Origin of the sequence: Arthrobacter sp. ZGTC412 (assembly GCF_002929215.1) — a bacterium.
Classification (GTDB): Bacteria; Actinomycetota; Actinomycetes; order Actinomycetales; family Micrococcaceae; genus Arthrobacter.
The window spans coordinates 130,670-153,777 of the sequence record NZ_PJII01000008.1 but is presented as its reverse complement, the minus strand read 5'-3'; the positions used below and the strand labels follow the sequence as shown (position 1 = coordinate 153,777).

Genomic DNA, 23,108 nt, shown 5'->3' with positions numbered 1-23,108 from the left:
TTCAGGCGGAGGCCGAAACAGTGGCTTGTCGAGATAGAACACACCCCAAGCTGACATACGGCTCTTTACCTGGTCCCCGGAACAACCGGAATTGTTCACGTTTGAACGAGAATTCCGGTCCGGGTGGATAACCCAATTATCCGCAGCCGCGGATCGCTCAAAGTTTCTGCGTCGGAGCTAAACAGTCCCCTTGGAGCTATTTCGTTTTGATGGTGGTACTGACCCCCGGAGGGGCTGCCACTCAACTGGTAAAGGCCTAGAAAACACTTGAGTAGCTGCTTCCCGCGGTCCGGCGTGATCGAACGCGTTAGGGATCTTGCAATCAGGTCCTTCCATCGGGCGAGCATCGGTGTTGCCGCGGACCAGCGTCCGGCGTTTCATGCCGTCACTTCCCTGAATTGACTAGTGGTGTGGGAAAAGACTGAATCTGTGTGGGAACGGGGTTCCTTGACCCTGGCAGCCTCGGCCGCCTGGGTAAAAACTTCGCCCAGGATGGCCCCGCCCTCACGGATCTGATCGATCGTGGGCAGGCAGAAAGACAGCCGTAGCTCGGTGTGGCCTTTGCCGTTGGTGTAGAAGGCCGTGCCCGGAACGTAAACGACGCCGCGCTCAATGCACTCGTGGACCAGGACGTCGGTGTCGATGCCCTCCGGAACGGTTACCCACAGGTAGAAGCCGCCGCTGGGACGGTTCCAGGTGGTGCCGTCGGGCATGACCTGTTCGAGGGTGTCCAGCAGGGCGAGGAATTTCTCTTTGTACAGGCCGCGGTATTCCTCCAGCTTGTCCTGCCAGGCCGGGTTGTCCAGGTAGGAGCTGAGCAGCATCTGGTTGAATACCGGCGGGTTGAGCAGCGTGGTTTCGGAGGTGTTGATGAAGTGCTCGAAGAGGGAATCGGGCGGCAGGACCCAGCCGAGGCGCAGGCCGGGGGCGATCATCTTGGAGAAGGAGCCGAAGTACACGGTGATGTCCGGGAAGTTCGGCTGGATGGCCGGCAGCGTCTGCCCGTCGAAGCCGAGCAGCCCGTAGGGATTGTCCTCGAAGATCAACAGCCCGTTGTCGCGGCAAATCTGGCCGATCCTGCGGCGGCGCTCGGCAGAGAGGTTGACGCCGCCCGGGTTCTGGAAGTTCGGAATGGTGTACAGGCCCTTGGCGGTCCGGCCGGAGGCAATGACCTTGGCAATGGCCTGCTCTAGCTCTTCAGGGATTAGGCCGTCAGCGTCGATGGGAATGTGCACGATTTCTGCCTCGTAGCCGCTGAAGACGGCCATGCCTCCGGCGTAGGACGGCGCCTCCGCAAAGATGACATCGCCGGGATTGACCAGTATCCGGGCCGCCAGGTCCAGGGCCTGCTGGCTGCCGGCGGTGACCACTACCTGGTCCGGTTCTGCCTTGATCCCCTCCAGCTCCATGAGCGCGGTGATGTGCTTGCGTAGCGCCGGAACGCCCTGGCTTGCACCATACTGAAGGGCCACCTGACCGGCCTCCGCCAGAATCTTCTGTGCGGAGGCGGCCAGCTGGTCAAACGGCAGGGCACCGAGGTAGGGGGCGCCGTTCGCGAACGAAATCATGCCCGGACGCTGGGCGGCACGGAAAACCTTGCGCACCTCCGAAGGTCGGGCGGACCGCACTCGCTTGGCTAAGGCTGCCTCAGCGGTGACTTCCGCGGCTACGGGCATGATCGTTCCTTTCAATCGGGGGATGGGGCTGCACATTAGTATCGCGCGCCTCACATATGCTGTCTAAGACCGAAAAGTAGCGTTGAGAATGCTCTTTCGGCATGATCGGATGGAAGCTCGGATGTGCGCAAGCCCCTCGAAACGTCGGCTGAGTTTTCCGCGGGAAACGTCGGCCTTGGTTGCCTACTTCGTTAAATCCTTGCCCTTTGTTTCGGGTAGCTTCCAGGCCACCAGGGTGGAAATTGTCAGAAGTATGACGACGTAGGCGATGAACGCGGACGGCCCGAAAGCAGCATTTGCCCAGCTCTGCAGGTACGGTGCCGTTCCGCCGAAGATCGCGACTGCCACGGCGTATGGAACAGCCACGCCCACCGTGCGGATACGCGTGGGGAACATTTCGGCAAAGACGGCCGGGGAAATGGCCAATGTGGAGCCCATCAATACCAGGATGAGGGTGGCAGGGAGGAACAGCGACCAGAAGCTCTGGCCCACGGTGTTGACCAGCAGCGGGAACAGGATGATCGGTGCACCGGTTCCGATCAAGAGGTTTGCGCGGCGGCCGAAGCGGTCCGAGAACATCCCCCAGAAGGGCAGCGAGATGATGAGGACGACGTTGCTCAGGACGCTCGCCAGCAGCGCTGTGCCCTGGTCCATTTTGTGGATCAGGACGGCCTGCTGGACCGCACTGACGGACCAGACGTAGTAGCAGACCGTAGCGCCCACCCCGAGGCCGATGACGCGAAGGGCAGAACGCCAGTTCTTGCGGATTTCCGGCCAGATGGGCGTGCGTGGGGTGGCCTTGGCGGCCGTGAACGTTTCCGTCTCTTTCATCCGTGAGCGCGTGATGAGGGTGTAAAGGCCCAGCACAGCCCCGATGATGAACGGGATGCGCCAGCCCCAGGCCTGCATGTCCTGCTTGCTCAACATCAGATTCAAGACATAGCCGAAGAGCAGGCCGATCACGATGCCGGAGGTCCCGGAGAAATAGATCAGCGAGGACCACAGTCCGCGGCGTGCGGCGGGGGCCGTCTCCGCGATATATGTCTGGGCGGAGGGCATCTCCCCGCCGTGGGCCAGTCCTTGCAGCAGGCGGGCCGTCAGCAGCACCGCCGCAGCCCACGCGCCGGCCGCACTGTAGGTCGGTACCAGGGCGATCAGCAGTGAACCGAAGGAAGCCAGGCCCACGGTGGAGATCATGGAGGCCCGGCGGCCCCGATGGTCCGCCATCCAGCCAAACAGCAACCCGCCCACCGGCCGGGCAACGAAACCGACAGCAAACACTGCCATGGCTCCCAGCAGTGCCGCGAGGGGGTCCCTCGGGTTGAACACCTCGGTGGCAAAGTAAATGGCAAACGCCGAGTAGATCCCCCAGTCGTACCATTCGAGGGCGTTGCCCATACCTGTAGCGAGCAGGGTCTGCCGCTGCTCTTTTGTAGCCTTGATGCTAGCCGGGGCCGCCTGAACGGGGACGGCCAGTGCCGGGGCGCCGGAAGCTGAATCGTGGGTCATGGGAATTCCTAGGGTGGGAGGGTCTCTGGGATGGGTGCGCGGTCAGGTACTGGTGAGCTGCGCGAGCCGGGCTACGGCGAGTTGGGTGTACAGGGCTGTGCCGTCCACCAGGACGCTGTCGTCAAACGTGGCGCGGGGCGAGTGATTGAAGGCTGCGTCCTGCCGGCCTTCCGGAGTGGCGTCCAGGCAGATGAAGCTTCCCGGGACGCGCGCCAGGACGTCGGCGAAATCTTCGGACCCGCCCAGCGGAGTGGCGAGCCGGTGGTGGCGTTGGGCACCGAACAGCTCTTCGATCTGGTCGGCTGCGAAGGCGGTGTGGGCTTCGTCTGTCACCGTGACCCGTCCTCCTACGTGGTAGTTAATCTCGACGGTCAGCCCGTGGGCTGACGCGATCCCTTCGAGCAGTCGGGGGACGGCTGACTGCATTTTGGTGCGGGCCGCATCTGAATACATCCGGAGGCTTGCACCGAACTCGGCGGTATCTGGTATGACGTTGATTGCCTCGCCGGCCTTAACCATCCCGACCGAGACCACCACGGGGTCGTGGGCGTTGAACTGGCGGGTCACCATGTGTTGCAGGCCAAGGATCATTTCCGCCAGCACGGGCACGGGGTCCTTCGCCTGGTGCGGCGCCGATCCGTGTCCTCCCTGGCCAATGACCTTGACGAAGAGCGCGTCCGCGGCGGACATCATGACCCCCGGTTTCGTCTCGAACCGGCCGGTGTTGCCGCCGGCACTGAAGACGTGCAGGCCGTAGGCGGCGTCTGCCCGACGACCGGATAGCTCCAGGATCCCTTCGTCGATCATCATGGGAGCGCCTGCCAGCTGCTCTTCGGCGGGCTGGAACATCAGGACGACGTCTCCGGCCAGTTGATGGCGTCGCTCGGCCAGCAGCCGGGCGGCACCTGCCAGCATGGATGTGTGGAGGTCGTGCCCGCAGGCGTGCATGCGGCCGGCCACCTGGGAGGTGTAGTCGACGCCGGTTTCCTCTTGGAGCGGCAAGGCGTCCATGTCCGCGCGGAGCAATACCGTGGGGCGGTCGGCGCCAGAAATGTCGCCAGCAGTGCCGCGCAGGACGGCGCCCACAGAGGTGAGGCCCTTGCCCAGGGTGATCTCCAGGGGAAGGTCGGCTAATGCCTCGAGCACCTTTTCCTGGGTGCGCGGCAATTCCAGGCCCAGCTCAGGGTGGCGGTGCAGGGCGTGGCGTAGCTGGACGATGTCGCCGTGCAGTTCCCTGGCGTCTTCAAGTATTTTGTCGGCTGACACGGGTGTGTTCCCTTCGAAATGTACAAGCTGGCCACCACGAGTTGGCGGGGGTTTCATTCGAGTATGTGAGCTGGGCTACTTGCCGTCCATGACCAAAATTGCACGGAATTCATGCCACCACGGCATGAAAGAAGGAGCACTACGAAGCCTTACTCTGTTTCCGTGACCGCCACCCTCTTCGCAAATGCCACTTTCCACACCCTCAACCAGGACCAGCCACAGGCAGAGGCCATCTTGGTGGAGGACGGCGTCATTGTCGCTGCCGGCACAACAGCCCAGCTCCGGGCCCACGCACCGGCAGGGACGAAGACGGTTGGGCTGGGCAACGCCGTCGTGATTCCAGGACTCACAGATGCCCACATTCACACTGCGAGCCTGGCCCGGTCCATGCACGAGGTGGACCTTCGGCAGACCCGAAGCCTGGTCGAAGCCCTTGCCGAAGTAGCGGCGGTGAAGCCCCGCTACCGGGAAGGAGAGTGGATTCTGGGCGGCTGGTGGGACTTCAACGCCTGGGAAATCCCGGTTCAGCCGGACCGGGCAACCCTCGACTCCCTCTGCCCGAAGAACCCTGTTGCCCTGACCAGCGCGGACGGCCATACGGTGTGGGCCAATTCGCAGGCACTCCAGCTGCTCGGGATCACCAGGACCACGCCCGACCCTGCCGGCGGTGAAATCGTCCGTAACGCCCACGGAGATGCCACCGGGATCCTGCGGGAAAGCGCGGTGTACCCGGTCCGGAAACTCGCTGCATCAGGGGTTTCCGGAAATCTGGCAGACCAGCTGCGGGAAGCCCAGCAGTACCTTCTCTCTCTGGGGCTGACGGGGGTTCACGACATCGACGGAGCCGACGCCCTTGAGGGCTACAGACACCTTCGCGACGAAAACGCGCTTGCCCTGCGGGTGCATAAGCTCCTCGCGCAGGACGACCTGGAAGCCGCCATCCTGGGCGGAATCCGGACCGGCAAGGGAGACAGCTGGATCCGACACGGCGCTGTCAAAATCTTCGCCGACGGCGCTGCGGGCTCCCATACCTGCCACATGAGCGAGCCTTTCCCGGGCAGCACCAGCTACGGCATGGAAGTGACCGCCTATCCCGAGCTGTTGAGGCTGGCCACACGGGCCGCAACGGCAGGAATCGCCGTCGCCGTCCACGCCATCGGTGACCGCGCCAACCACCTGGTCCTGAACGCACTGGAGGACATAAAAACCATCACTGCGCAGCACAACCTGCGTCACCGGATCGAGCACGTCCAGTTCCTGAAGCCTGCTGATGTCCCCCGGCTGAACACGCTCGGCGTGGTGGCCTCAATGCAGCCCCAGCACTGCCCCAGCGACCTGCCCATCCTGGGCATGGTCGAGGGCCGCGACCTGGCCTCCTATGCCTGGCGGAGCCTCCTGGACACCGGAGCCACCGTGGCCTTCGGATCCGACTCCCCCGTGGAAGTGCCCAACCCGTTCCACGGGCTGCATGCCGCCATCACCCGGACAACGGCTAAGGGCGAGCCCGACGGCGGATGGGAACCACAGGAGCGGATCACACTGGAGGAGGCACTGCATGCATACTGCGCAGCACCCGCCTACGCGTCCGGTGAAGAGAACATCAAAGGCACGCTGAGTCCCGGTAAGCTCGCCGACTTCGCCGTGCTGGACACGGATATTTTTGCGGCAAGCCCCGCCGAACTCAGGGAAACGAGAGTTCTCATGACCGTCACCGGCGGGTCCGTGCGCTACCGACTCGAGGACTAGTAGCCGGACAGCACAGCGAGCGGCAGTTCAGCGGGTACAAAACGCCGGTACCCCCGCAGCACGGCTGCGGGGGTACCTTTTTCGTGTTGGAAATTCTGTCTACCTGGCGTCCGCCCTGACCTTCGAGGTCGCGATTGCGCCGCCGAGCGAGATCAGGCCGATCACCACCAGCAGTGTGGCAGGTCCCCAGGAAGCATTCCCTGACAGGGACAGGAAGACAGTGGCCAGCGCCGGCATGAATCCAGCGACGACGGCCGACAGGTTCGCCGAAAGCCCCATGCCCGTGTACTTGACCTCTGCCGGGAAGAGCCGGTCGATCAGGGCGCCGATGATCGCGTAAGTAATGGCACACGGACCGAATGCCAGCACCATGGCCACGATGATCAGGCCCGGGTCCCTGGTATCCACGAGCCCGAAGATGGGAAATGCCAGGGCAATGAAGATGGAGTAGCCGATGATCCCGACGCGGGCTGCGCCGAAGCGGTCGGCGAGGCGTCCGGCAACCACTGTTATGACCATCTGGGCCACGGCACCGATCGTCATGGCAGTCAGGATCACCGTGGACGGCAGGCCGAGGACCCGGGTCACGTAACTGATCATGAAGGTGGTCAGGATGAAGAAGCCGGCGTTGCCCACCAGGTAGGTGCAGACTCCGATGGCAAGCCTGCGCTTGTGCTTGCGGACCAGTTCGAGGACGGGAGCCTTCTTGGTCCCGTCGTTTGCCTTCAGTTCCTGGAATTCGGGAGTTTCATCCACGTTCCAGCGGAGCCAGAGCGCCACAGCCACCAGGAGAATCGAGGCGATGAACGGCAGGCGCCAGCCCCAGGACATGAAGTCTTCCTTGGGCAACAGGGCAACCAGCGTGATCGCGCCGGTGGAGAGCAGGGTGCCGACGGGCGAACCGAGCTGGACGAGGGCGGCGTACAGGCCACGGCGGTTGGCAGGAGCGTACTCGATGGCCATTAGCGTTGCCCCGCCCCATTCCCCGCCGGTTGCCACGCCCTGGACTGCCCGGAGCAGTGTCAGCAGGACAGGGGCGACGACGCCGGCCGTTTCGTAGGTGGGCAGCAGGCCCATCAGCGTGGACGCGGCGCCCATAAGCATCACCGTTGCCACGAGCGCACCGCGCCGCCCGTACTTGTCCCCTACGTGGCCAAAGATGATGGCACCGATGGGACGGGCAACGAAGGCGGCACTGAAGCTGAGGAATGCGGCGACCGTGGAAGCCACCGGGTCAGTGCTGGGGAAGAACAGAGGGGCGAAGACGATGGCTGCGGTGGTTCCGAACAGGAAGAAGTCGTACCACTCGAGGGCAGTGCCGATGAAGGCGGCGGCCACCACCTTGCCTGGGCTGGACGGGCCACGTTCCTTGGCACCGGCGTGTGCGGCAGTACGTGAAGTGGGAGTAGTCATGGGTGGGTCTTTCGGCTAAAGAGTGCAGATCAATGCTTGCTGTAGACGACGGTACTGTGAGCTGTTGCATACCCGCCAATACTTCTTCTTGCGCAATCACATACCCAAACGGCATGCTTTTGTCATGAACTTTCGCCGTCTGGAGTACTTTTTGGCCGTCGTGGATGCAGGCACGATCACTGCCGCGGCTGAGCTCATCCATATAGCCCAGCCTGCGCTCAGCCGGCAGATTAAGACACTGGAAAGGGAACTTAAGCTCAGCCTTTTTGAGGCTCAGGGCAACAAGCTGGTACTGACCCCTGCGGGCCGTGCTTTCGTCCCTGCCGCCCGTCGGCTGATCCTGGAGACCCAGACCCTGGAAGACGCGGCAGATGCGCTCCGTACGGGAAGGGTAGCAACGCTGGTGGTTGCTGCTACCACCGCGTCAGTGCGCGGGTTCCTGGCGCCCTATATTGCCACGACGGGTCCGGAGGATCCGTTGATAATTACCAGGGAGACCAGCCACTTCGCCATCACTGATGCTCTCCTGCATGGCAGCGATTTCGCTGTGTCCCCGGCGGCCCCTGAATCCGGGCTGGCAACAATGCCGCTCGGGAGTATCCCGCTGACCGCGTACGTGGCGGCAGACCATCGGTGGGCGCTGGAGGGGGTATCTGAACTCCCCCTCTCGGCTCTGGGCAGCCAGCATGCCATCCTGCCTTCGCACCAGAGCGTCAGCCGGTACATTCTCGACGATGCACTCAACCAGGCCCACTTGAGCTTCCGCCAGGTCTCCGAATGCGACGACGGACAGACCATCATGGCCCTGGCCGCTGCCGGGCACGGCATTGGAGTGACCACCGACCTGCCCGCGTACGGCACGCACCCGATCCGTATTCTCGTCGGCGCCGAAGGAATGCCAAACCAGGTCCTCCGGCTACCCCTGCACACAGCATGGATTCCCGGGCACTTCGCTGAGAAGGCCATCCGCGCCACCGCTGTTCGTTTACGGGAGTTCCTTAACGGACGGGGAGCCCTCGTGGAGGACGAGGTAAAAAGCGAAAAAGAGCATGCCCAAAAGGGATGAGTCTGCGAACTTTTAAGTCTTAGACAGCATGAACCCCGGTCCTGATACTGGAGGCTACCGCCTATCCACCAGACCGGGAGAAGTGCATGCTTTTCGACGCTTTGTACACCAACGGAACGTTCTACACCCAGGACGGCAACCGCCCTCGGGTGCACAGCGTGGGCGTCCACAACGGACGCATCATCAGCCTCGACGACGAACTCCCCCAGTCCCTCTTCCGCGACATCCACGACATGGGGGGCGCCGCCGTCGTCCCCGGCTTCAACGACGCACACTGCCACCTCAGCTACGTGGGCCTGGCGCTGGTGCAGGTCGATGTCCGGCCCGCCGCCTGCCCAACAATGGATGAACTGCTGGCCGCCGTGGACCGCGCCTGCCGGAACGCCCCCGCTGGGGCATGGGTCCAGGGCGCGGGGTACGACCAGAACTACCTGGGCAACCAGCACCCCACGGCTGAGCAGCTCGACGCCGTCAGCCATGGCCGCCCCGTTTGGCTGATGCACAACTCCCGGCACATGGGAGTGGCCAACACCGCCGCCTTCGAACGTGCCGGACACCCCGGCCGCAGCAGCGTTACCTCACCCGAGGGCGGGGCTGCGCCCGCCGACGCAAGCGGCAGGGCCGTCGGCCTGCTTCAGGAAACGGCCCGCGCGCTGGTGATGGATGCCATTCCCGCCCCCACAGTGGAGGACGTGGCCGCGATGGTAGGTGCAGGCAGCACCGCTCTGCTGAAACTGGGCGTCACCAGTATTACCGAGCCCGGGCTGGGAGCCCCACAGCACATCGGCCACACCATGTCCGACATCGCCGGCTACCAGGCCGCCCGCGATGCCGGCCTGCTGGGCGTCCGCGCCACGGTGATGCCCTACCTCACCACCCTGCACCGCCTGGATAGCAACCCAGGGCAGACCGGTCAACACGACGACGGCCCCAAACGCCTCGGCCTGGACCTCGGCATCCGGACAGGATTCGGGGACGAATGGCTGCGGCTGGGCCCCACGAAGATCCTGTCCGACGGCTCACTCATTGGCCGAAGCGCCTTCATGTGCTGCGACTACCACCTGGACGCAGCCGAGGGCAATGACAACCGCGGACTCCTTCAATTTCCCGCTGAGGAACTGCGCCGCCGCATCATCGGCGCGCACCGTGCTGGCTGGCAGGTAGCAACACACGCCATCGGTGACGCCGCCCTGGACGTGGTGATGGACATCTTCGAGGAAGCCCAACAGCTCTACCCCCGGCAGGACGTGCGGCACAGGATCGAACACGTCAACGTCGCAGGTGACGAACAAATCCGGCGGATGGCGTCCTTGAACCTCATTCCCGTACCGCAGGGCCGGTTCATCAACGAACTCGGCGACGGCGCCGCCCGAGCGCTGGGCCCGGAACGGGTGGCGTTGACCTACAGGGTGAAGGCCTTCCTCGATGCCGGGATAGAGGTCCCTGCCAGCACCGACGCACCCGTGGTCTCCGCGGATCCGCTCCTCAATATCCATGACCTCGTGAACCGCCGTACGGCCTCCGGGGCGGACTTCGGACCGGCAGAGCGAATCAGCGTCGCCCAAGCCGTGCGGGCCTACACGGTCGGTAGCGCCCACGCAGCCCATGAAGACCACTACAAGGGCTCGCTCTCACACGGCATGCTCGCGGACTTCGTCGCACTTTCCGAGGACATCTACCAGATCGCGCCAAACAGCATCAGCGACGTCCGAACCACCGCCACCGTGGTCGGTGGCCAGCTGGCCGCCGGAAGCCTGTAAAGTTCATGCCCTTTTGTTATGGCATTGGGGCTATATATGTATTGGACAGCATGGAGCTAGTTTCCAATACTTGAGACCAAGAGAAGGCCATTGCGGCCAGCACCCCCTTTCCGCAGCCCTATGGCACACCCCCTGATGAGGAGCACCACGTTGGAGAAGAAAAACCACGCCGGCCAGGCAATCGTTGACTCGCTTGCCCTGCACGGCGTCAACCGCGTCTTCGCGGTCCCGGGCGAAAGCTACCTTGCCGTCCTGGACGGCCTCCATGGAGCGGACATCGAAACCATCGTCTGCCGCCAGGAAGGCGGCGCCGCCTACATGGCAGAAGCACACGGCAAGTTCACCGGCGAACCGGGAGTGGCCATGGTGACCCGCGGCCCGGGAGCAGCCAACGCCTACGTTGCCATCCACGCCGCGTGGCAGGACGCCACCCCCATGGTCCTGTTCGTCGGCCTGATTCCAGTGGCGGACCGCCAGCGCGAGTCCTTCCAGGAGTTCGACCCCAACGCCTGGTTCGGCACCCAAGCCAAGCGGGTTTTTGTCCTCGATGAGGCCTCACGTGCCTCCGAGGTGGTGGCCGAAGCCTTCTTCGCCGCGAAGTCCGGACGCCCCGGCCCGGTAATCGTCGGCCTCCCTGAAGACGTCATCACGCATTCGTTCGAGGGTGAACTCCACCCGGCAATCACTGTGGCCGAGGGCGCCGTCTCCCCCGCGGAGCTTGACCTGATCACCACCGCCCTTGGCTCCGCCAAGAAGCCCGCACTCTTTGTGGGCGGCCAGCGCTGGACCCCTGAAGCAGCAGCCGCGGTGACCACCTTTGCCGAGGCCAACGGCATCCCGGTCATCCAGGACTGGCGCGCGTCGGACCGCATCCCCTTCGACTCCGAGGTCTTCGTCGGAGCCCTCGGCTACGGCCGGACCCAGGACACCGCACGGATCTTCGCCGAAGCCGACGTGCTGCTGGCCGTTGGTGCCGTTCCCACTGACGTTCCCACCGATGGCTACACCCTGCGCCAGGGCCACGATGCGACCAACATCCTGGTCAACATCGACGCTTCCCTGCGGGGACGTTCCGGGGCTGTGACGGCACATATCCTTGCCAGCCCGGTCGCCTTCGCCGATGCCGTCAAGGATGTCCAACTGGGCAAGGCCGCAGAATGGGACACCTGGCGTGCAACCGGCCGAGCAGCACAGACGGCGTTCAGCGCACTTCCGGACCTGGCTACCCTCCCGGCTACCCGCGAAGGAACCGGCCACATGAGCGCCGTTGTCTCCGAACTGGTCAACCGCCTGCCCGAGGACGCCGTATACAGCTTCGGAGCCGGAAACCACTGCGCCTGGGCGCAGCGGTACCTGCCCACCAATGTGTTCCCATCCCAGCTCAGCATGCGCAACGGATCCATGGGCTACAGCGTCCCGGCAGCCGTTGCGGCATCCCTGGAAAGCCCTGAGCGACTGGCAGTCGCCATCGCCGGCGACGGGGAATTCCTGATGAACGGCCAAGAGTTCGCCACCGCAGTGCAGCACGGCGCCGCCATGCTCGTCATCGTCATGGACAACGGACAATACGGCACCATCCGGGACCACCAGGAGCACCACTTCCCCGGCCGTGTCAGCGGCACCCAGCTGAAGAACCCGGACTTCGCCGGCTTCGCACGCGCCTTCGGCGGCCACGGCGAAACCGTAACGAACGACGACCAAGCAGCCATCGCCGTCGAACGCGCCCTTAAGGCCGTGCAGGACCAGCGCATCCCCGCCATCATCCACGTCATCACCGACCCGCAGATCGCCCTCCCCTAAGCGATCCGGACCCCAGAAGGAGAACAGCATGAGCCTGTATGCCGTCACCAACCCGGCCACCGGAGAGCACATCAAGAGCTATCCCACGGCCACCGACGCAGAGATCACCGCGGCTGTAACCGCTGCCGACGCCGCGTTCAAAGTATGGAACAAAACCGAGCTGGCCGAGCGAGTAAAACTCCTGGGCCGCGTCGCCGAGCTCTACACCGAACGCCGCGACGAGCTCGCCGCGATCGTCACCAGGGAAATGGGCAAGCCCATCTTCCAGGCGCAAATTGAAGTGGACATCGTCGCGTCCATCTATCGCTACTACGCTGACAACGGCCCCAGCTTCCTCGAGGACGAGGACATTGACGTTGTAGCCGGCGGCACGGCGATTGTCCGCAAGGAAGGACTCGGGGTGCTGCTGGGCATCATGCCGTGGAACTTCCCCTACTACCAGGTGGCACGTTTCGCCGCTCCCAACCTGATGAACGGCAACACCATCCTGCTCAAGCACGCACCACAGTGCCCTGAGTCCGCACTGGCGATGGAACAGATCTTCCGGGACGCCGGCGCGCCCGAAGGCGCCTACGTCAACATCTTCGCCACGAACGAGCAGGCTGCCGGCATCATCGCAGACCCCCGGGTGCAGGGAGTTTCCCTCACCGGCTCGGAGCGTGCAGGATCGGCCGTGGCCGAAATTGCCGGCCGCAACCTCAAGAAGGTAGTCCTGGAACTCGGCGGCTCCGACCCGTTCCTGGTGCTGGACTCCGCAGACATTGACCAGGCCGCCACGCACGCGCTGTTCGGCCGCTTCGGCAACACCGGCCAGGCCTGCAACGCCGCCAAGCGCATCATCGTGGCCGATGCTGTCTACGACGAATTCGTCGAGAAGTTCATCGGCGCCGTCACGTCGGTGAAGGTGGGCGACCCCACGGAGGCCGACACGTTCATGGGTCCCCTGTCATCGTCTGCTGCCCGCGACGGCCTCGCCGCACAGGTGGACGACGCCATCGCCAAGGGCGCCACGGTACTCACCGGCGGCGCTACGCTGGAACAGCCCGGCGCCTGGTACCAGCCCACGGTCCTCACCGGCGTCACCGAAGACATGCGGGCCTTTTCTGAGGAACTATTTGGCCCGGTTGCTGTTCTCTACCGGGCCTCATCTGAGGATGACGCGGTGGAACTGGCCAACAACTCCGTGTACGGTCTCGGGGCCGTCATCCAGTCCACGGACCCTGCTAAAGCCCAGGCGATCGCAGCGCGGCTGGACGCCGGCATGGTGTACATCAACGAAGCCCCCGGCACCGCGCCCGAGCTGCCCTTCGGCGGCATCAAGCGCTCCGGCGTAGGCCGCGAACTGGGCAAGTACGGCATGGACGAATTCGTCAACAGGAAGCTCATCCGCACTGGAAAGTAATTGCCCATCCCGTCATACATAAAAGCCCAGTGGGCCAAAGGACCCATGGCCCACTGGCGTCTTTCCCGCCGCCTGACCAATTACTTGGGATGAGAGCACGAAAAAGCGCCTCGATGCCAGCTGGTCCCCAACGCCCGGGCCATGAAAACAACACCTGGACCGAAGTGCACCACACACTCGGAAGCGGCCAAGACACCGACAAGACCGCCCGCCCCCGACTACATTCTGCCGACCAAACTAAAGGAGAAAATTGTGACTTCGAAGACGAAACGCGCCGGTGCCTCCGGCTGGGACGACATCCAGGTGGGAGACAGCGTGCAGCTGGGCAGCAGCGGCCGCACGGAGTATGCCGGCGAAGTGGACGCTCGGACAGCGGATGGTGACATCATTTGGGTCCACAACCCTATTGGTGGCCGCCGCTTGTTCCATATCCATGACGGCTACAACCTGCAGCCGGCTGCGTCATGACCGACCCGTGTTCGGAGGATTGCCACTACTGCTCAGGACCGGAAACCGACTAGCGGCCAGCCTGCGGAACAGGTCAAGTACTGAGGCCTGGGCCCTGCATCGTGGCAGAAACGACTGGCTGTGGAAAAGTGAATTGGCAAAGCGATGGCTGCGAAGCCTCCGGGGTTGGCGGGCTTGTCGAGAGCCCGGTTGACGTACACCAAATCTGACGACGCTACGTCGGGGCGCGTTGAACGATTCCTAGTCTGACTTCCAGAACCAGAGTGGACAATGACGCTGCCGTGGTCCCTAACCGGGGACAGTTCTCCTAGGGTATCCACCAGTACTACTGCCGGAGAGCTACTCCAGCGGCTCCCAAATTCCCATCCGTGGGTAGCTCGAATTGACCCCAGCCGTGGACCGCTTACAGTCACCCCTCGTTGGCAGGCATCAAGGGTTTATCCAAAGCAGGAGCAGGTAGACGGAAGGTCGATTATCGGCGTTTGTGGATAGGCCCAAGGAGTGGCCTCAAGTGCGGCCTATGGTCGGCTAAGGAAGGCCGCCTTCCCGCGGGCTACAGGATGATCTTGTAAGTGCTTACGGGTTCGCGTACTAGTTTGTCAGGTCCATCCCCATGGTCTTTGGTAGCTTCCGGGTCACCAGGGTGGAGTTGGCGAGGAGTACTACTACATGTCCGAGCCGGGCACGTCCACGGCAGGTATTGCTACTTATCACCAAGGCTGACGCAAGGGTCAAGCTCAAGTTTTTGTTCGGGTGGGCCTGCAGAAGGTTGGTACAGACCAGTATCAGCTGGTGAAGAGAACAACGCCGATGCCGAGGCCACCCAGCATCACCCCGGCGACTGCTGTCCAGAATACTGCTGGGATATCGGCGTCAACACTCTCCTTCACCATACCCTGCGAGCTGGCGCTGTACCGGCGGCGCTGGGTGAAGTAGATGGCGGCAGCCGCCCCTGTCGCCACAGCGAAGAGCAACATGATGGGAAATCCGTGCTGCGGGAGCCAGCGCAGGAAAATTGCGCTGACGGTCGCCAGGGCCATCATCGTCCTTCCCCAAGCCAGGGTGGTCCGCTCCGGCTGGAGGCCCGGGTCCTCGTGTATCCCGGTAGGCTGGCTGCTGCGTGCCAAGCTCTCAGCGCCTGAGGATGAAGACCAGGATGACGGCGGCGGCCAGCCCTCCTGCCGAGGCCAGGAGGGGAACGATGAGCGGCAACGGCAGCGGTGCCTTGTTGCGCATGCTGCGTTCCACGCGGAGCCACCTGACGGCGGAGCCTGCACTGAGCAGCATGCCGAGCAGCAGCAGGAGCACGGCGAGGCCCTTGCGTATGGGTTCCACGAACAGGTCAAAGGTGAACGCCTCAACGGCGATCCCGCCTGCCAACAGCGCCAAGGAAGTGCGGATCCAAGCTAGGAACGTTCGCTCATTTGCCAGCGTGAAGCGGGGATCGGGCTCTTGGCCGCCAGGCAGCAGGCGATCAGCAATTTTGCCGCGCGTCGGTGGGGCAGGATCGCGCGTCGTGGCCTGGTCACCAGTCACTTGATGACGCCAGCTCCGAGTCCGCAGTTGTCGCCGGAGAAATGGTAAGTCCAGTCCTCACGGCGGTCAACCATGTCCCTTGTCTGATTCGATGTCCATCTCTGGTTCCTGAGCCTTGGCGTCGCTTATGCGACGCGAGCTCCGGAAGCGAGCTGCACTGCGACGTCAACAATCATGTCTTCCTGCCCTCCAACGTATCCGGCTTTGCCGATTTCTTCGAGGATCTGCCAGGCGGGGACGCCGTAGCGTTCCGCGGCTCGTTCGGCGTGGATGAGGAAGGAGGAGTAAACACCGGCGTAGCCCTGCATGATCGAGGCGCGGTCCATGATGGGCATGCGGGTGATGATGGGTTTGACGACGTCTTCCGCGGCGGCCATGACGCCGTGGACGTCAACGCCGGTGTGAATGCCAAGCCGTTCGAAAGCGGCGGCGAGGACTTCGGTGGGTGAGTTCCCTGCGCCGGCGCCCAGGGCAAGCAAGGTTCCGTCGATTTGCTTTGCCCCTGCCCGGGCGGCGTAGACCGAGTTCGCAACACCGAAGCTAAGGTTTTGGTGGCCGTGGAAGCCTACCTGGGCGTCACTGCCGAGTTCCGCGACCAGGGCCGATACGCGGTCAGAAACGTCCTCCAGGATCAGTGCTCCGGCGGAATCCACAACGTAGACGCACTGGCAGCCAGCGTCGGCCATGATCCGGGCCTGTTTTGCGAGGTGTTCCGGTGTTGTCCGGTGGGAGAGCATCAGGAATCCGACGGTTTCCATGCCGAGTTTGCGGGCGTGCTGGAAGTGCTGGATGGAGACATCGGCTTCGGTGCTGTGGGTCGCGATGCGAGCGACGGAAGCGCCGGCGTCGTGGGCCTGGTTCAGGTCGTGGATGGTGCCCAGCCCGGGGAGCATGAGGACGGCGATTTTAGCGTTCCGGGCCTCATCGACGGCGGTCCGGACCAGATCGAGCTCCGGGGTGAGGGAGAAGCCGTAGTTGAAGGAAGAGCCGCCCAGGCCGTCGCCGTGGGTGACCTCGATGACTTCGACTTTGGCGTCGTCCAGGGCACGGACCACCGAGCGGACATGGGCTTCGGTGAATTTGTGGCTCATGGCGTGGGACCCGTCCCGCAGCGTGGTGTCCGTCAGTCGGACGCTCAGGTTCTGTGTCTCGGTCATGGTTATGCTCCTACGGGTGTTGAAGGGGTCACGGCGTCCATGCGATCGGCCAGCAGGTCAGCTGTCCGGGTGGCGGCGGCGGTGATGATGTCCAGGTTGCCGGCGTATTCGGGGAGGTAGTCTGCTGCGCCCTTGACCTGGACCCAGACGCCGACGCGGCCGTTGCCGTTCCAATCTTCGCGGGCGGCGTCGAACTGGGGCTCGACGCGCAGGGAGTAGCCGGGGACGTAGTCCTGGATCTTGGCGACGGCCTCGTCAATCGCGGCGCGGATCTTGTCCTGCAGGTTGCCGGCTTCGGCGGCCTGGGCGGGGATCGCGGCGTAGATGGTGTTGCGCATAATCATGGGCGGTTCCACCGGGTTGATGATGATGATGGCTTTGCCCCGCTTGGCACCACCGACCTCTTCCAGGGCCTTTGCCGTGGTTTCGGTGAACTCGTCAACGTTGGCGCGGGTGCCCGGTCCCGCGGACTTGGAGGCGATGGACGCGACGATCTCTGCGTAGTCCACCGGGACCACCGTGGAGATCGCGGCGACGATGGGGGTGGTGGCCTGCCCGGCGCAGGTGATCATGTTGACGTTCAGGACATCTTCGAGGGCGTCCAAGTTCACCACGGGGCAGAGGTAGGGCCCGACGGCGGCGGGGGTCAGGTCGATCGCATGGATCCCGGCGGCTTTGTACTTGGGCGCGTTGGCTTCGTGGGCCTTGGCGGAGGTGCACTCGAAGACGAAGTCAGGAAGTTCGTCCTGGGCCAGGAGCCAGTCCACACCCTCCGCGGATGTGCTGATGCCCAGCCGGGCGGCACGGGCGAGACCGTCCGAGGCCGGGTCAACGCCGATCATGTACTTGACCTCGAGGTTCTTGCTGCGGCGCATGATTTTGAACATCAGGTCGGTGCCGATGTTTCCCGAGCCGACAATAGCGGCTGTTTTCTTTGCCATGGGGGGTCCTTAGTCTGTGAAGTGGATGGTCAGTGAGCCCAGCGGACCGAAGTCCGCGACGGCTGTGCTTCCCGCGGTGACGGGTTCGGCTTTGGTGAACGAGCCGGGAAGGATCAGTTGCCCGGCTTCAAGGGCGACGCCCTGCTCGCCGAGGACGTTGGCCAGCCAGGCAAGCGGGGCTACCGGGTTCCCCATGACGTCGGCGCCGGTTCCGGAGCCAGTGACCACGCCGTCGATGACGAGTGAGCACGGGGTATCCAGCAGCGCCGAGGGATCAAGGTCCAGCGGTTTTGCACCGACAGCGATCGCGCCGCAGGAGGCGTTGTCCGCCACGGTGTCAACCAGCTTGATGTCCCAGTCCGTGATGCGTGAATCGATGATCTCGATGGCCGGGTAGACGGCCTCGATGGCGGCAGCGGCCTGCTCAACGGTAACGCCGGGGCCATGAAGCCTTTCTTTCAATACGAAACCGAATTCAGGTTCTACCTTGGGCTGGATGAAGGCCGATGCAGGGATGTTCGCGCCGTCGCCGTAAACCATGTCCTGGAAGAAGAATCCAAAGTCGGGCGAGCCGACGCCAAGCTGCTTCTGCATAGCCAGGGAGGTCAACCCGACCTTGCGGCCGGCCATGACCCGTCCGGCTGCAATGTGGTGGTCCAGCTGGACGGTCTGGACATAGTAGGAATCAGCCAGGCTCATATCCTCGAGCCGGTCCCGCAGGGGGGCTACGGGGACCAAAGAGGTGGTGGCCTCCAGCAGTTCGGCCGCGAATATCTCTAAAGTGCCGGTGCGGGAAGGCTGCGTGGTAGCGGTCATTACTTCACCACCGCCGTCGTCACGCCGAAGCCCGCAATGAATTCGGGGATCGGGCGGTAGTACTCCGAGGTGACGGTGTACTCTCCTGCCGCGCGCAGCGCGTTGTACGCGGCAACCCAGTTCCGGACCTCATGGGCGGAGTTTCCGGCGGTTGCCGCCATTTCCGCTGCGGTCCAGGTGTCCAGTTTTTCCAGCTCGCCTGAGGTGATGATCGTCAGAAACTCGCGGTCCCATTCCGGGTTCAGGTCCATAATGGTTGCCTCGCCCTTCGCGAAGGCTGCGGCCGTGTCGATGACCCGCTGCTGGCGCGCGTTCCGTGCAGCGGCGGTGGGGTGGCGGCCGTTGAGCAGCATCGTCTTTTGTTCGGGTGTGGCAGTGGCGATCTGGGGCACGGGCGGGTCGTGGGACAGTCCGCCGGAGCCGATAATGAGGACCTTCTGGTCCAGGGTCTTGAGGTAGTTTCCGACGGCGGTGCCCAGCTGCCGCATACGGCGCATTGAAGCGAAAGGCGGCGCGACCGAGTTGACGAAGATCGGGATCACCGGTTTGGCCGCGATGGAGCCGAACAGCACCTCGAGCGGCTGCACCGCACCGTGGTCGATCTCCATTTTGAGGGAGATCGCGGCGTCAAGATCGGCGTCGATGACAGCCTGTGCCAGGTCCTTTGCGATGGCGGTCGGGACGTTCAGCGGCCCCTCCTCGGAACCGTAGTCGCCGACGCTCACGGCTTCATAACCGATGCAGAAGGGAGGCATTAGCTCGTAGAAGAAGCCGTTGTAATGATCCGGGGCGAAGGAGACCACCAGGTCCGGGTTGAAGTCCTCCACGAACTGACGGGCGACGGCGAACGCGGCGTCGACGTCCCTCTGGATTTCCTCCGGCGGGGCGGTCACCTCCAGTAGGGGGCTATGCGACATGGAGACGAGTGCGAGCGTCATTGCTTACTCCTTCCTTGAAAGACATTGCGGCGAGAATGCCGTCGAGCGTTTTGGGGGCGTCCTGGGCCAGACAGGCGCCGGCGACGAAGCGGTCAGGACGGACGAACACCACCGGGGTGGGGCGCTCGTCGAACCATTTCTTGAGCCGCCCGGTGGTGTCACCGGCGACGACGACGCCTGCCGGGTAGCGTTCTTCGCACCAGGTGCGCTGGCTTTCTGGAACAAGGCAGACCAGCTGCGCGCCGAGCTCCTCAAGCCTGTCCAGGTCGCTTTCGGAGAACACGTCCTTGGGGTTGTTCCCCCAGACCAGGACGGTCCACCATTTTCCGGTGACCTCATCCAGCAGGACGTTGGATTCGGTCTTGGTGGTGACGCGCGGTTGTGGGAACTGGACGCCGACCGGTGAGACCTGTGTGTTGGCCGTGCGCGTGGGGATCAGTTTGCTGGTGAGTTTGGCGAGGGCGGAGCCGGGGTTGTGGCTGGTGGGGTCCACCACGACGCCTCGGGTGTAGCGCGGCATAGGCTTGAATTTCATGTCGGAGAAGTAGGCCTTGACCTGCGGGAAGAGGTTCAAGCCGGCCGCGATGGCGTCGCGTGAAGCGACCATGGCCGGGTGGGTCACCTTTATGACGTTGCCCAGGGTGAGGGACAAGTCGATCATTGCTTTAGCGTGGTCCCGGCGTTCGACGTCGTAGGTGTCCAGCAGGTCATCGCTGGCTTGGCCGCGGAGGATGGTGGCGAGCTTCCAGGCCAGGTTAGTGGCGTCTCGGACTCCGGAGTTCCAGCCCTGGCCCATCCAGACGGGCATGAGGTGGGCGGCGTCGCCGGCGATCAGGACCTTGCCGCGGCGGAAGGAGCTGGCGATGCGTGCATGGTGGGTGTAGACACGGCGGCGGATGAAGTCCAGGCCGGCCGGGTCCGGTACGTGGTCGGCGAGCAGGGCGTTAACGAAGTCGGGGTCGGTCACCATGGCGTCGGTTTCGCCGTCGAAGAGCATGAATTCCCAGCGGCGGATGGCGTGCGGCAGTCCGATGGAGACGTAGGGGCGTTTCGGGTCGGCTCCGAGGAAGACGTTGGGAGTGCCGAGCGGATCGTTGTTGACGTCAACGACGAGCCAGCGGGTGGAGGGGGACTTGCCGTCGAACAACACACCCATCCACAGCCGGGTCGCGGAGCGGCCGCCTTCACAGCCCACCACGTATTTGGCGTGGATCTGCTTCAGCCCGGTCTCCCCGTCGTCGCCTTTGACGTTGATCGTAGCCAGGACGCCGTTGTCAGTTTCACGCAGCGAGAGGACTTCGTGGTTGAACCTGACGTCTACGGTGGCGTGCCGTGACAGGCCCTCAAGCATCGCTTGGTCTACCAGGGGCTGGATAAAGGCGTTTTTGCGTGGCCAGCCGAACTCGTCGGTGGTCGGGGCGTTGTGGGTGAGGACCCGGCCCCTGCCGTTGACCAGCCGCATGATGTGCTGGGGCGTGGTGTGCGGCAGGACCGTGTCGGTGAGCCCAGCAGTCTGGACTGAACGCAGCGACTCATCATCGATTCCTACCCCGCGCGGATAGTCGATCAGCTCGGGCAGCGCCTCGAGCAGGGTCACGTCCTGGCCGTAGGTGCCCAAAAGGTTGGTCAGCATCAGGCCGACGGGGCCAGCGCCGATCACCAGTACGTCGGTGTCAAACTCCATGGTGGTTCTCTGTTCTATGTGTGCGCAGAATGTGCAGGGAAGCTGTTGTGCTCAGCGGGCGAGCATGAAGTCGAGGAAGACGCGGTTGAAGGTTTCGGGGTCTTCGTACTGGGGCCAGTGGCCGCAGTTTTCCATGACGGCGAGTTCGCCGTTGGGAATGAGTCCTGCAATGCGGCGGCCCTCGTCCACCGGGCCGGAGGGGTCCTTGGTGGTCCAGAGCACCAGCGCCGGTGCCTTGATCTGACCCAGTGCCTCATCCGTGAGCATGTTCCGCTTTCGGGTTTCAAGGTCCTGCAGGGCCATGTTGGCCTGACATGCCTTGAGCCAGTCCGGCTGCTGGAAGATAGCCTGGCGGGTGCGGATCAGGTCATCGGTGACCATGGCGGGGTCAGCCATGAGCCATTCGAGCCGGGTCCTGACCCGCTCCCAGGACGGGTCCTTGGCGGCCTCCATGCTCAGCGTGTAGAGCCGCTCCATCACCACGGGGTTGGCCATCGTTCCACCCATGGTGTTCAGCAGGATGCGCTCCACCTTTTCCGGGTAGTCGATCGCAAACCGGGCCGTGACCCAGCCGCCGAGGGACTCCCCCGTCAGGTAGGACTTTTCGACGCCGATGGCTTCCATGAAGCCCAGCAACTGGTCGATGTAGTGCTTGATCTCCAACGGATGGTCAGGCTTGTCGCTGTAGCCGTGCCCGATGAAGTCGATCGCCCACACGTCGAAGTGCTCCGACAGTGCCTTCAGGTTCCGCACGTAGGCCTCGGCATGGCCGGTAATGCCATGCATGGCAATGAGCGTCGGCTTCGACGAGTCACCGGCATGCAGGTACCGGGTGCGGTAGGGCCCGGCCTGCATGAAACCTTGGCTGAACTCCGTCTGGGCAAGGTCTGCCCAGACGCTGGTGTAAGGGCGGTGCGTCGTCATAACTTCCTCCGATGTTGTAAATAACGCTCAGCTACAAGCGATATATGCACGAGTATGGCTAATATCACAGCACGGCCGATGAGGGTCTGTCAACGGCGGGAGGGAATTGCGGTGATTGCCGGGGCTAGGTTCGGGACCGTGGAGGAGAGCCTAGGCCAAGCGGCTGGCTATGCGTGCGGCGGCTTCAATGATTGCCGGAATAGCGCTCTCGGCCAGCTCTTGGCGGGTGGTGATGAGGTTGACGCAGGCAGCGCTCCCCCAGGCTTCCCCTTGGATGGGGGCGGCGAGGCCGAACATATTCGGCTCCACCTCGCCATACGTCAGGGAGTAGCCTTTCGCTCTAGCCTCGCGCACCGGCTCTGAATCGTGTTCGGTGGGAGCGGAGCAGGAACTGATGGCGTGGCCTGCCGCTCCGCGGTTGAGCGGATGGCGGCTTCCTTCGCTGAACGAAATCCGGTAGGTGAGGTTCCGGGGCTCGACGACGGCCAACGCCACGGCGTCCGACCCCTCCCGCACCAGCAGCGAGACCGTCTGTTGAAGCTGATCCGCCAACTCGGTCAACACCGGCAGTGCAGCTGCACGCATTGCCGAGTGGGCGGCGCCGGCCAGAGTGAGGAGGCCGGAGGCGCCGCGGTACCTGTTGTCGTCACCGCGATGAATCAGGGCGCTGTCACTGAGGGTGTTCAGGATCCGGTAGGCGATGGTCCGGTGAACCCCCAACTGGTCGGCGACGTCCTGGATCACCATCCCCTGCTGCGAGGCCGCGATCATCTTCAGCACGGAAAGTCCCCGGGCAAGGGTCTGGGAGCCGGCCGTGCGTGAGGCGGGCGCTGCAGGTTCGTCAGTCACGATGACCATCCTAATGATTCGCCGGAAAGTCCGGCGCGTGCAAGAACTTCCGTATTGACAGCGAGGGTGAGCCCCATCACTATAGTTAGTACATTATCGCTCACTGACGAGCGTTATTTACACCAAATTCCAATCTTCTTTTCATCAGCCAAAGGCA

At 63.7% G+C, this 23,108-nt stretch carries 19 protein-coding genes; 6 read left to right on the top strand and 13 right to left on the bottom strand.

The annotated features are described in order from the left end of the window. Window positions 1-377 precede the first annotated feature (377 nt). The 3 genes from CXQ88_RS11795 to CXQ88_RS11785 form a co-directional block, all read right to left on the bottom strand. The gene (locus tag CXQ88_RS11795; protein WP_181037487.1) at window positions 378-1,676 is read right to left on the bottom strand and encodes an aminotransferase-like domain-containing protein; all 1,299 of its coding nucleotides are present in this window, start codon (window positions 1,674-1,676) and stop codon (window positions 378-380) included. A 183-nt stretch (window positions 1,677-1,859) separates the two neighbouring features. After that, window positions 1,860-3,185, bottom strand: coding sequence for an MFS transporter (locus CXQ88_RS11790; RefSeq protein WP_104044353.1), 1,326 nt, complete (start codon window positions 3,183-3,185; stop codon window positions 1,860-1,862). Between the two features lie 42 nt (window positions 3,186-3,227). After that, window positions 3,228-4,451 (bottom strand): M20 metallopeptidase family protein, encoded by a 1,224-nt coding sequence (locus tag CXQ88_RS11785; protein WP_258061832.1) that lies wholly within the window; start codon window positions 4,449-4,451, stop codon window positions 3,228-3,230. A 162-nt stretch (window positions 4,452-4,613) separates the two neighbouring features. Here CXQ88_RS11785 and CXQ88_RS11780 point away from each other — a divergent pair, with 162 nt between their 5' ends. Then, complete coding sequence (locus tag CXQ88_RS11780) at window positions 4,614-6,197, top strand: amidohydrolase (RefSeq protein ID WP_104044351.1); 1,584 nt, start codon at window positions 4,614-4,616, stop codon at window positions 6,195-6,197. Window positions 6,198-6,296: 99 nt separating this feature from the next. Here CXQ88_RS11780 and CXQ88_RS11775 read toward each other — a convergent pair whose 3' ends face one another. Further along, window positions 6,297-7,610, bottom strand: coding sequence for an MFS transporter (locus CXQ88_RS11775; RefSeq protein ID WP_104044350.1), 1,314 nt, complete (start codon window positions 7,608-7,610; stop codon window positions 6,297-6,299). A 124-nt stretch (window positions 7,611-7,734) separates the two neighbouring features. Between CXQ88_RS11775 and CXQ88_RS11770 the strand changes: the two genes are divergently transcribed. The 5 genes from CXQ88_RS11770 (at window position 7,735) to CXQ88_RS11750 (ending at window position 14,106) form a co-directional block, all read left to right on the top strand. Further along, on the top strand, window positions 7,735-8,676 hold the full coding sequence (locus CXQ88_RS11770) for a LysR family transcriptional regulator (protein WP_104044349.1): 942 nt from the start codon (window positions 7,735-7,737) through the stop codon (window positions 8,674-8,676). A gap of 86 nt (window positions 8,677-8,762) precedes the next feature. Beyond that, a complete protein-coding gene (locus tag CXQ88_RS11765) occupies window positions 8,763-10,436 on the top strand; it encodes an amidohydrolase (protein WP_104044348.1) in 1,674 nt (557 codons plus the stop codon). Between the two features lie 150 nt (window positions 10,437-10,586). Next, on the top strand, window positions 10,587-12,236 hold the full coding sequence (locus CXQ88_RS11760) for a thiamine pyrophosphate-dependent enzyme (RefSeq protein WP_258061831.1): 1,650 nt from the start codon (window positions 10,587-10,589) through the stop codon (window positions 12,234-12,236). A gap of 28 nt (window positions 12,237-12,264) precedes the next feature. Next, the gene (locus CXQ88_RS11755; RefSeq protein ID WP_104044346.1) at window positions 12,265-13,638 is read left to right on the top strand and encodes an NAD-dependent succinate-semialdehyde dehydrogenase; all 1,374 of its coding nucleotides are present in this window, start codon (window positions 12,265-12,267) and stop codon (window positions 13,636-13,638) included. A 252-nt stretch (window positions 13,639-13,890) separates the two neighbouring features. Next, on the top strand, window positions 13,891-14,106 hold the full coding sequence (locus tag CXQ88_RS11750; protein WP_104044345.1) for a hypothetical protein: 216 nt from the start codon (window positions 13,891-13,893) through the stop codon (window positions 14,104-14,106). 785 nt (window positions 14,107-14,891) lie between these two features. Here the strand turns inward: CXQ88_RS11750 and CXQ88_RS11745 are convergent. From CXQ88_RS11745 to CXQ88_RS11705, 9 genes are all read right to left on the bottom strand, one after another. Next, window positions 14,892-15,233, bottom strand: a complete 342-nt coding sequence (locus CXQ88_RS11745; RefSeq protein WP_181037486.1) for a DUF202 domain-containing protein — start codon at window positions 15,231-15,233, stop codon at window positions 14,892-14,894. Between the two features lie 4 nt (window positions 15,234-15,237). Beyond that, complete coding sequence (locus CXQ88_RS11740; RefSeq protein WP_104044344.1) at window positions 15,238-15,642, bottom strand: YidH family protein; 405 nt, start codon at window positions 15,640-15,642, stop codon at window positions 15,238-15,240. Window positions 15,643-15,767: 125 nt separating this feature from the next. Further along, the gene (gene dmpG / locus CXQ88_RS11735; RefSeq protein WP_104044343.1) at window positions 15,768-16,799 is read right to left on the bottom strand and encodes a 4-hydroxy-2-oxovalerate aldolase; all 1,032 of its coding nucleotides are present in this window, start codon (window positions 16,797-16,799) and stop codon (window positions 15,768-15,770) included. Window positions 16,800-16,801: 2 nt separating this feature from the next. After that, window positions 16,802-17,740, bottom strand: coding sequence for an acetaldehyde dehydrogenase (acetylating) (locus CXQ88_RS11730; RefSeq protein ID WP_104044342.1), 939 nt, complete (start codon window positions 17,738-17,740; stop codon window positions 16,802-16,804). Between the two features lie 9 nt (window positions 17,741-17,749). After that, window positions 17,750-18,556, bottom strand: a complete 807-nt coding sequence (locus tag CXQ88_RS11725; protein ID WP_104044341.1) for a 2-keto-4-pentenoate hydratase — start codon at window positions 18,554-18,556, stop codon at window positions 17,750-17,752. Beyond that, entirely contained in the window at window positions 18,556-19,494 is a 939-nt protein-coding gene (locus CXQ88_RS11720) for a 3-carboxyethylcatechol 2,3-dioxygenase (protein WP_104044340.1), read from the bottom strand. The genes CXQ88_RS11725 and CXQ88_RS11720 overlap by 1 nt, the downstream gene beginning before the upstream one ends. Further along, window positions 19,463-21,178 (bottom strand): bifunctional 3-(3-hydroxy-phenyl)propionate/3-hydroxycinnamic acid hydroxylase, encoded by a 1,716-nt coding sequence (locus tag CXQ88_RS11715; protein ID WP_104044339.1) that lies wholly within the window; start codon window positions 21,176-21,178, stop codon window positions 19,463-19,465. The genes CXQ88_RS11720 and CXQ88_RS11715 overlap by 32 nt, the downstream gene beginning before the upstream one ends. 51 nt (window positions 21,179-21,229) lie before the next feature. After that, window positions 21,230-22,102, bottom strand: a complete 873-nt coding sequence (locus CXQ88_RS11710; protein ID WP_104044338.1) for an alpha/beta fold hydrolase — start codon at window positions 22,100-22,102, stop codon at window positions 21,230-21,232. Window positions 22,103-22,252: 150 nt separating this feature from the next. Then, entirely contained in the window at window positions 22,253-22,951 is a 699-nt protein-coding gene (locus tag CXQ88_RS11705; protein ID WP_258061830.1) for an IclR family transcriptional regulator, read from the bottom strand. Window positions 22,952-23,108 lie beyond the last annotated feature (157 nt).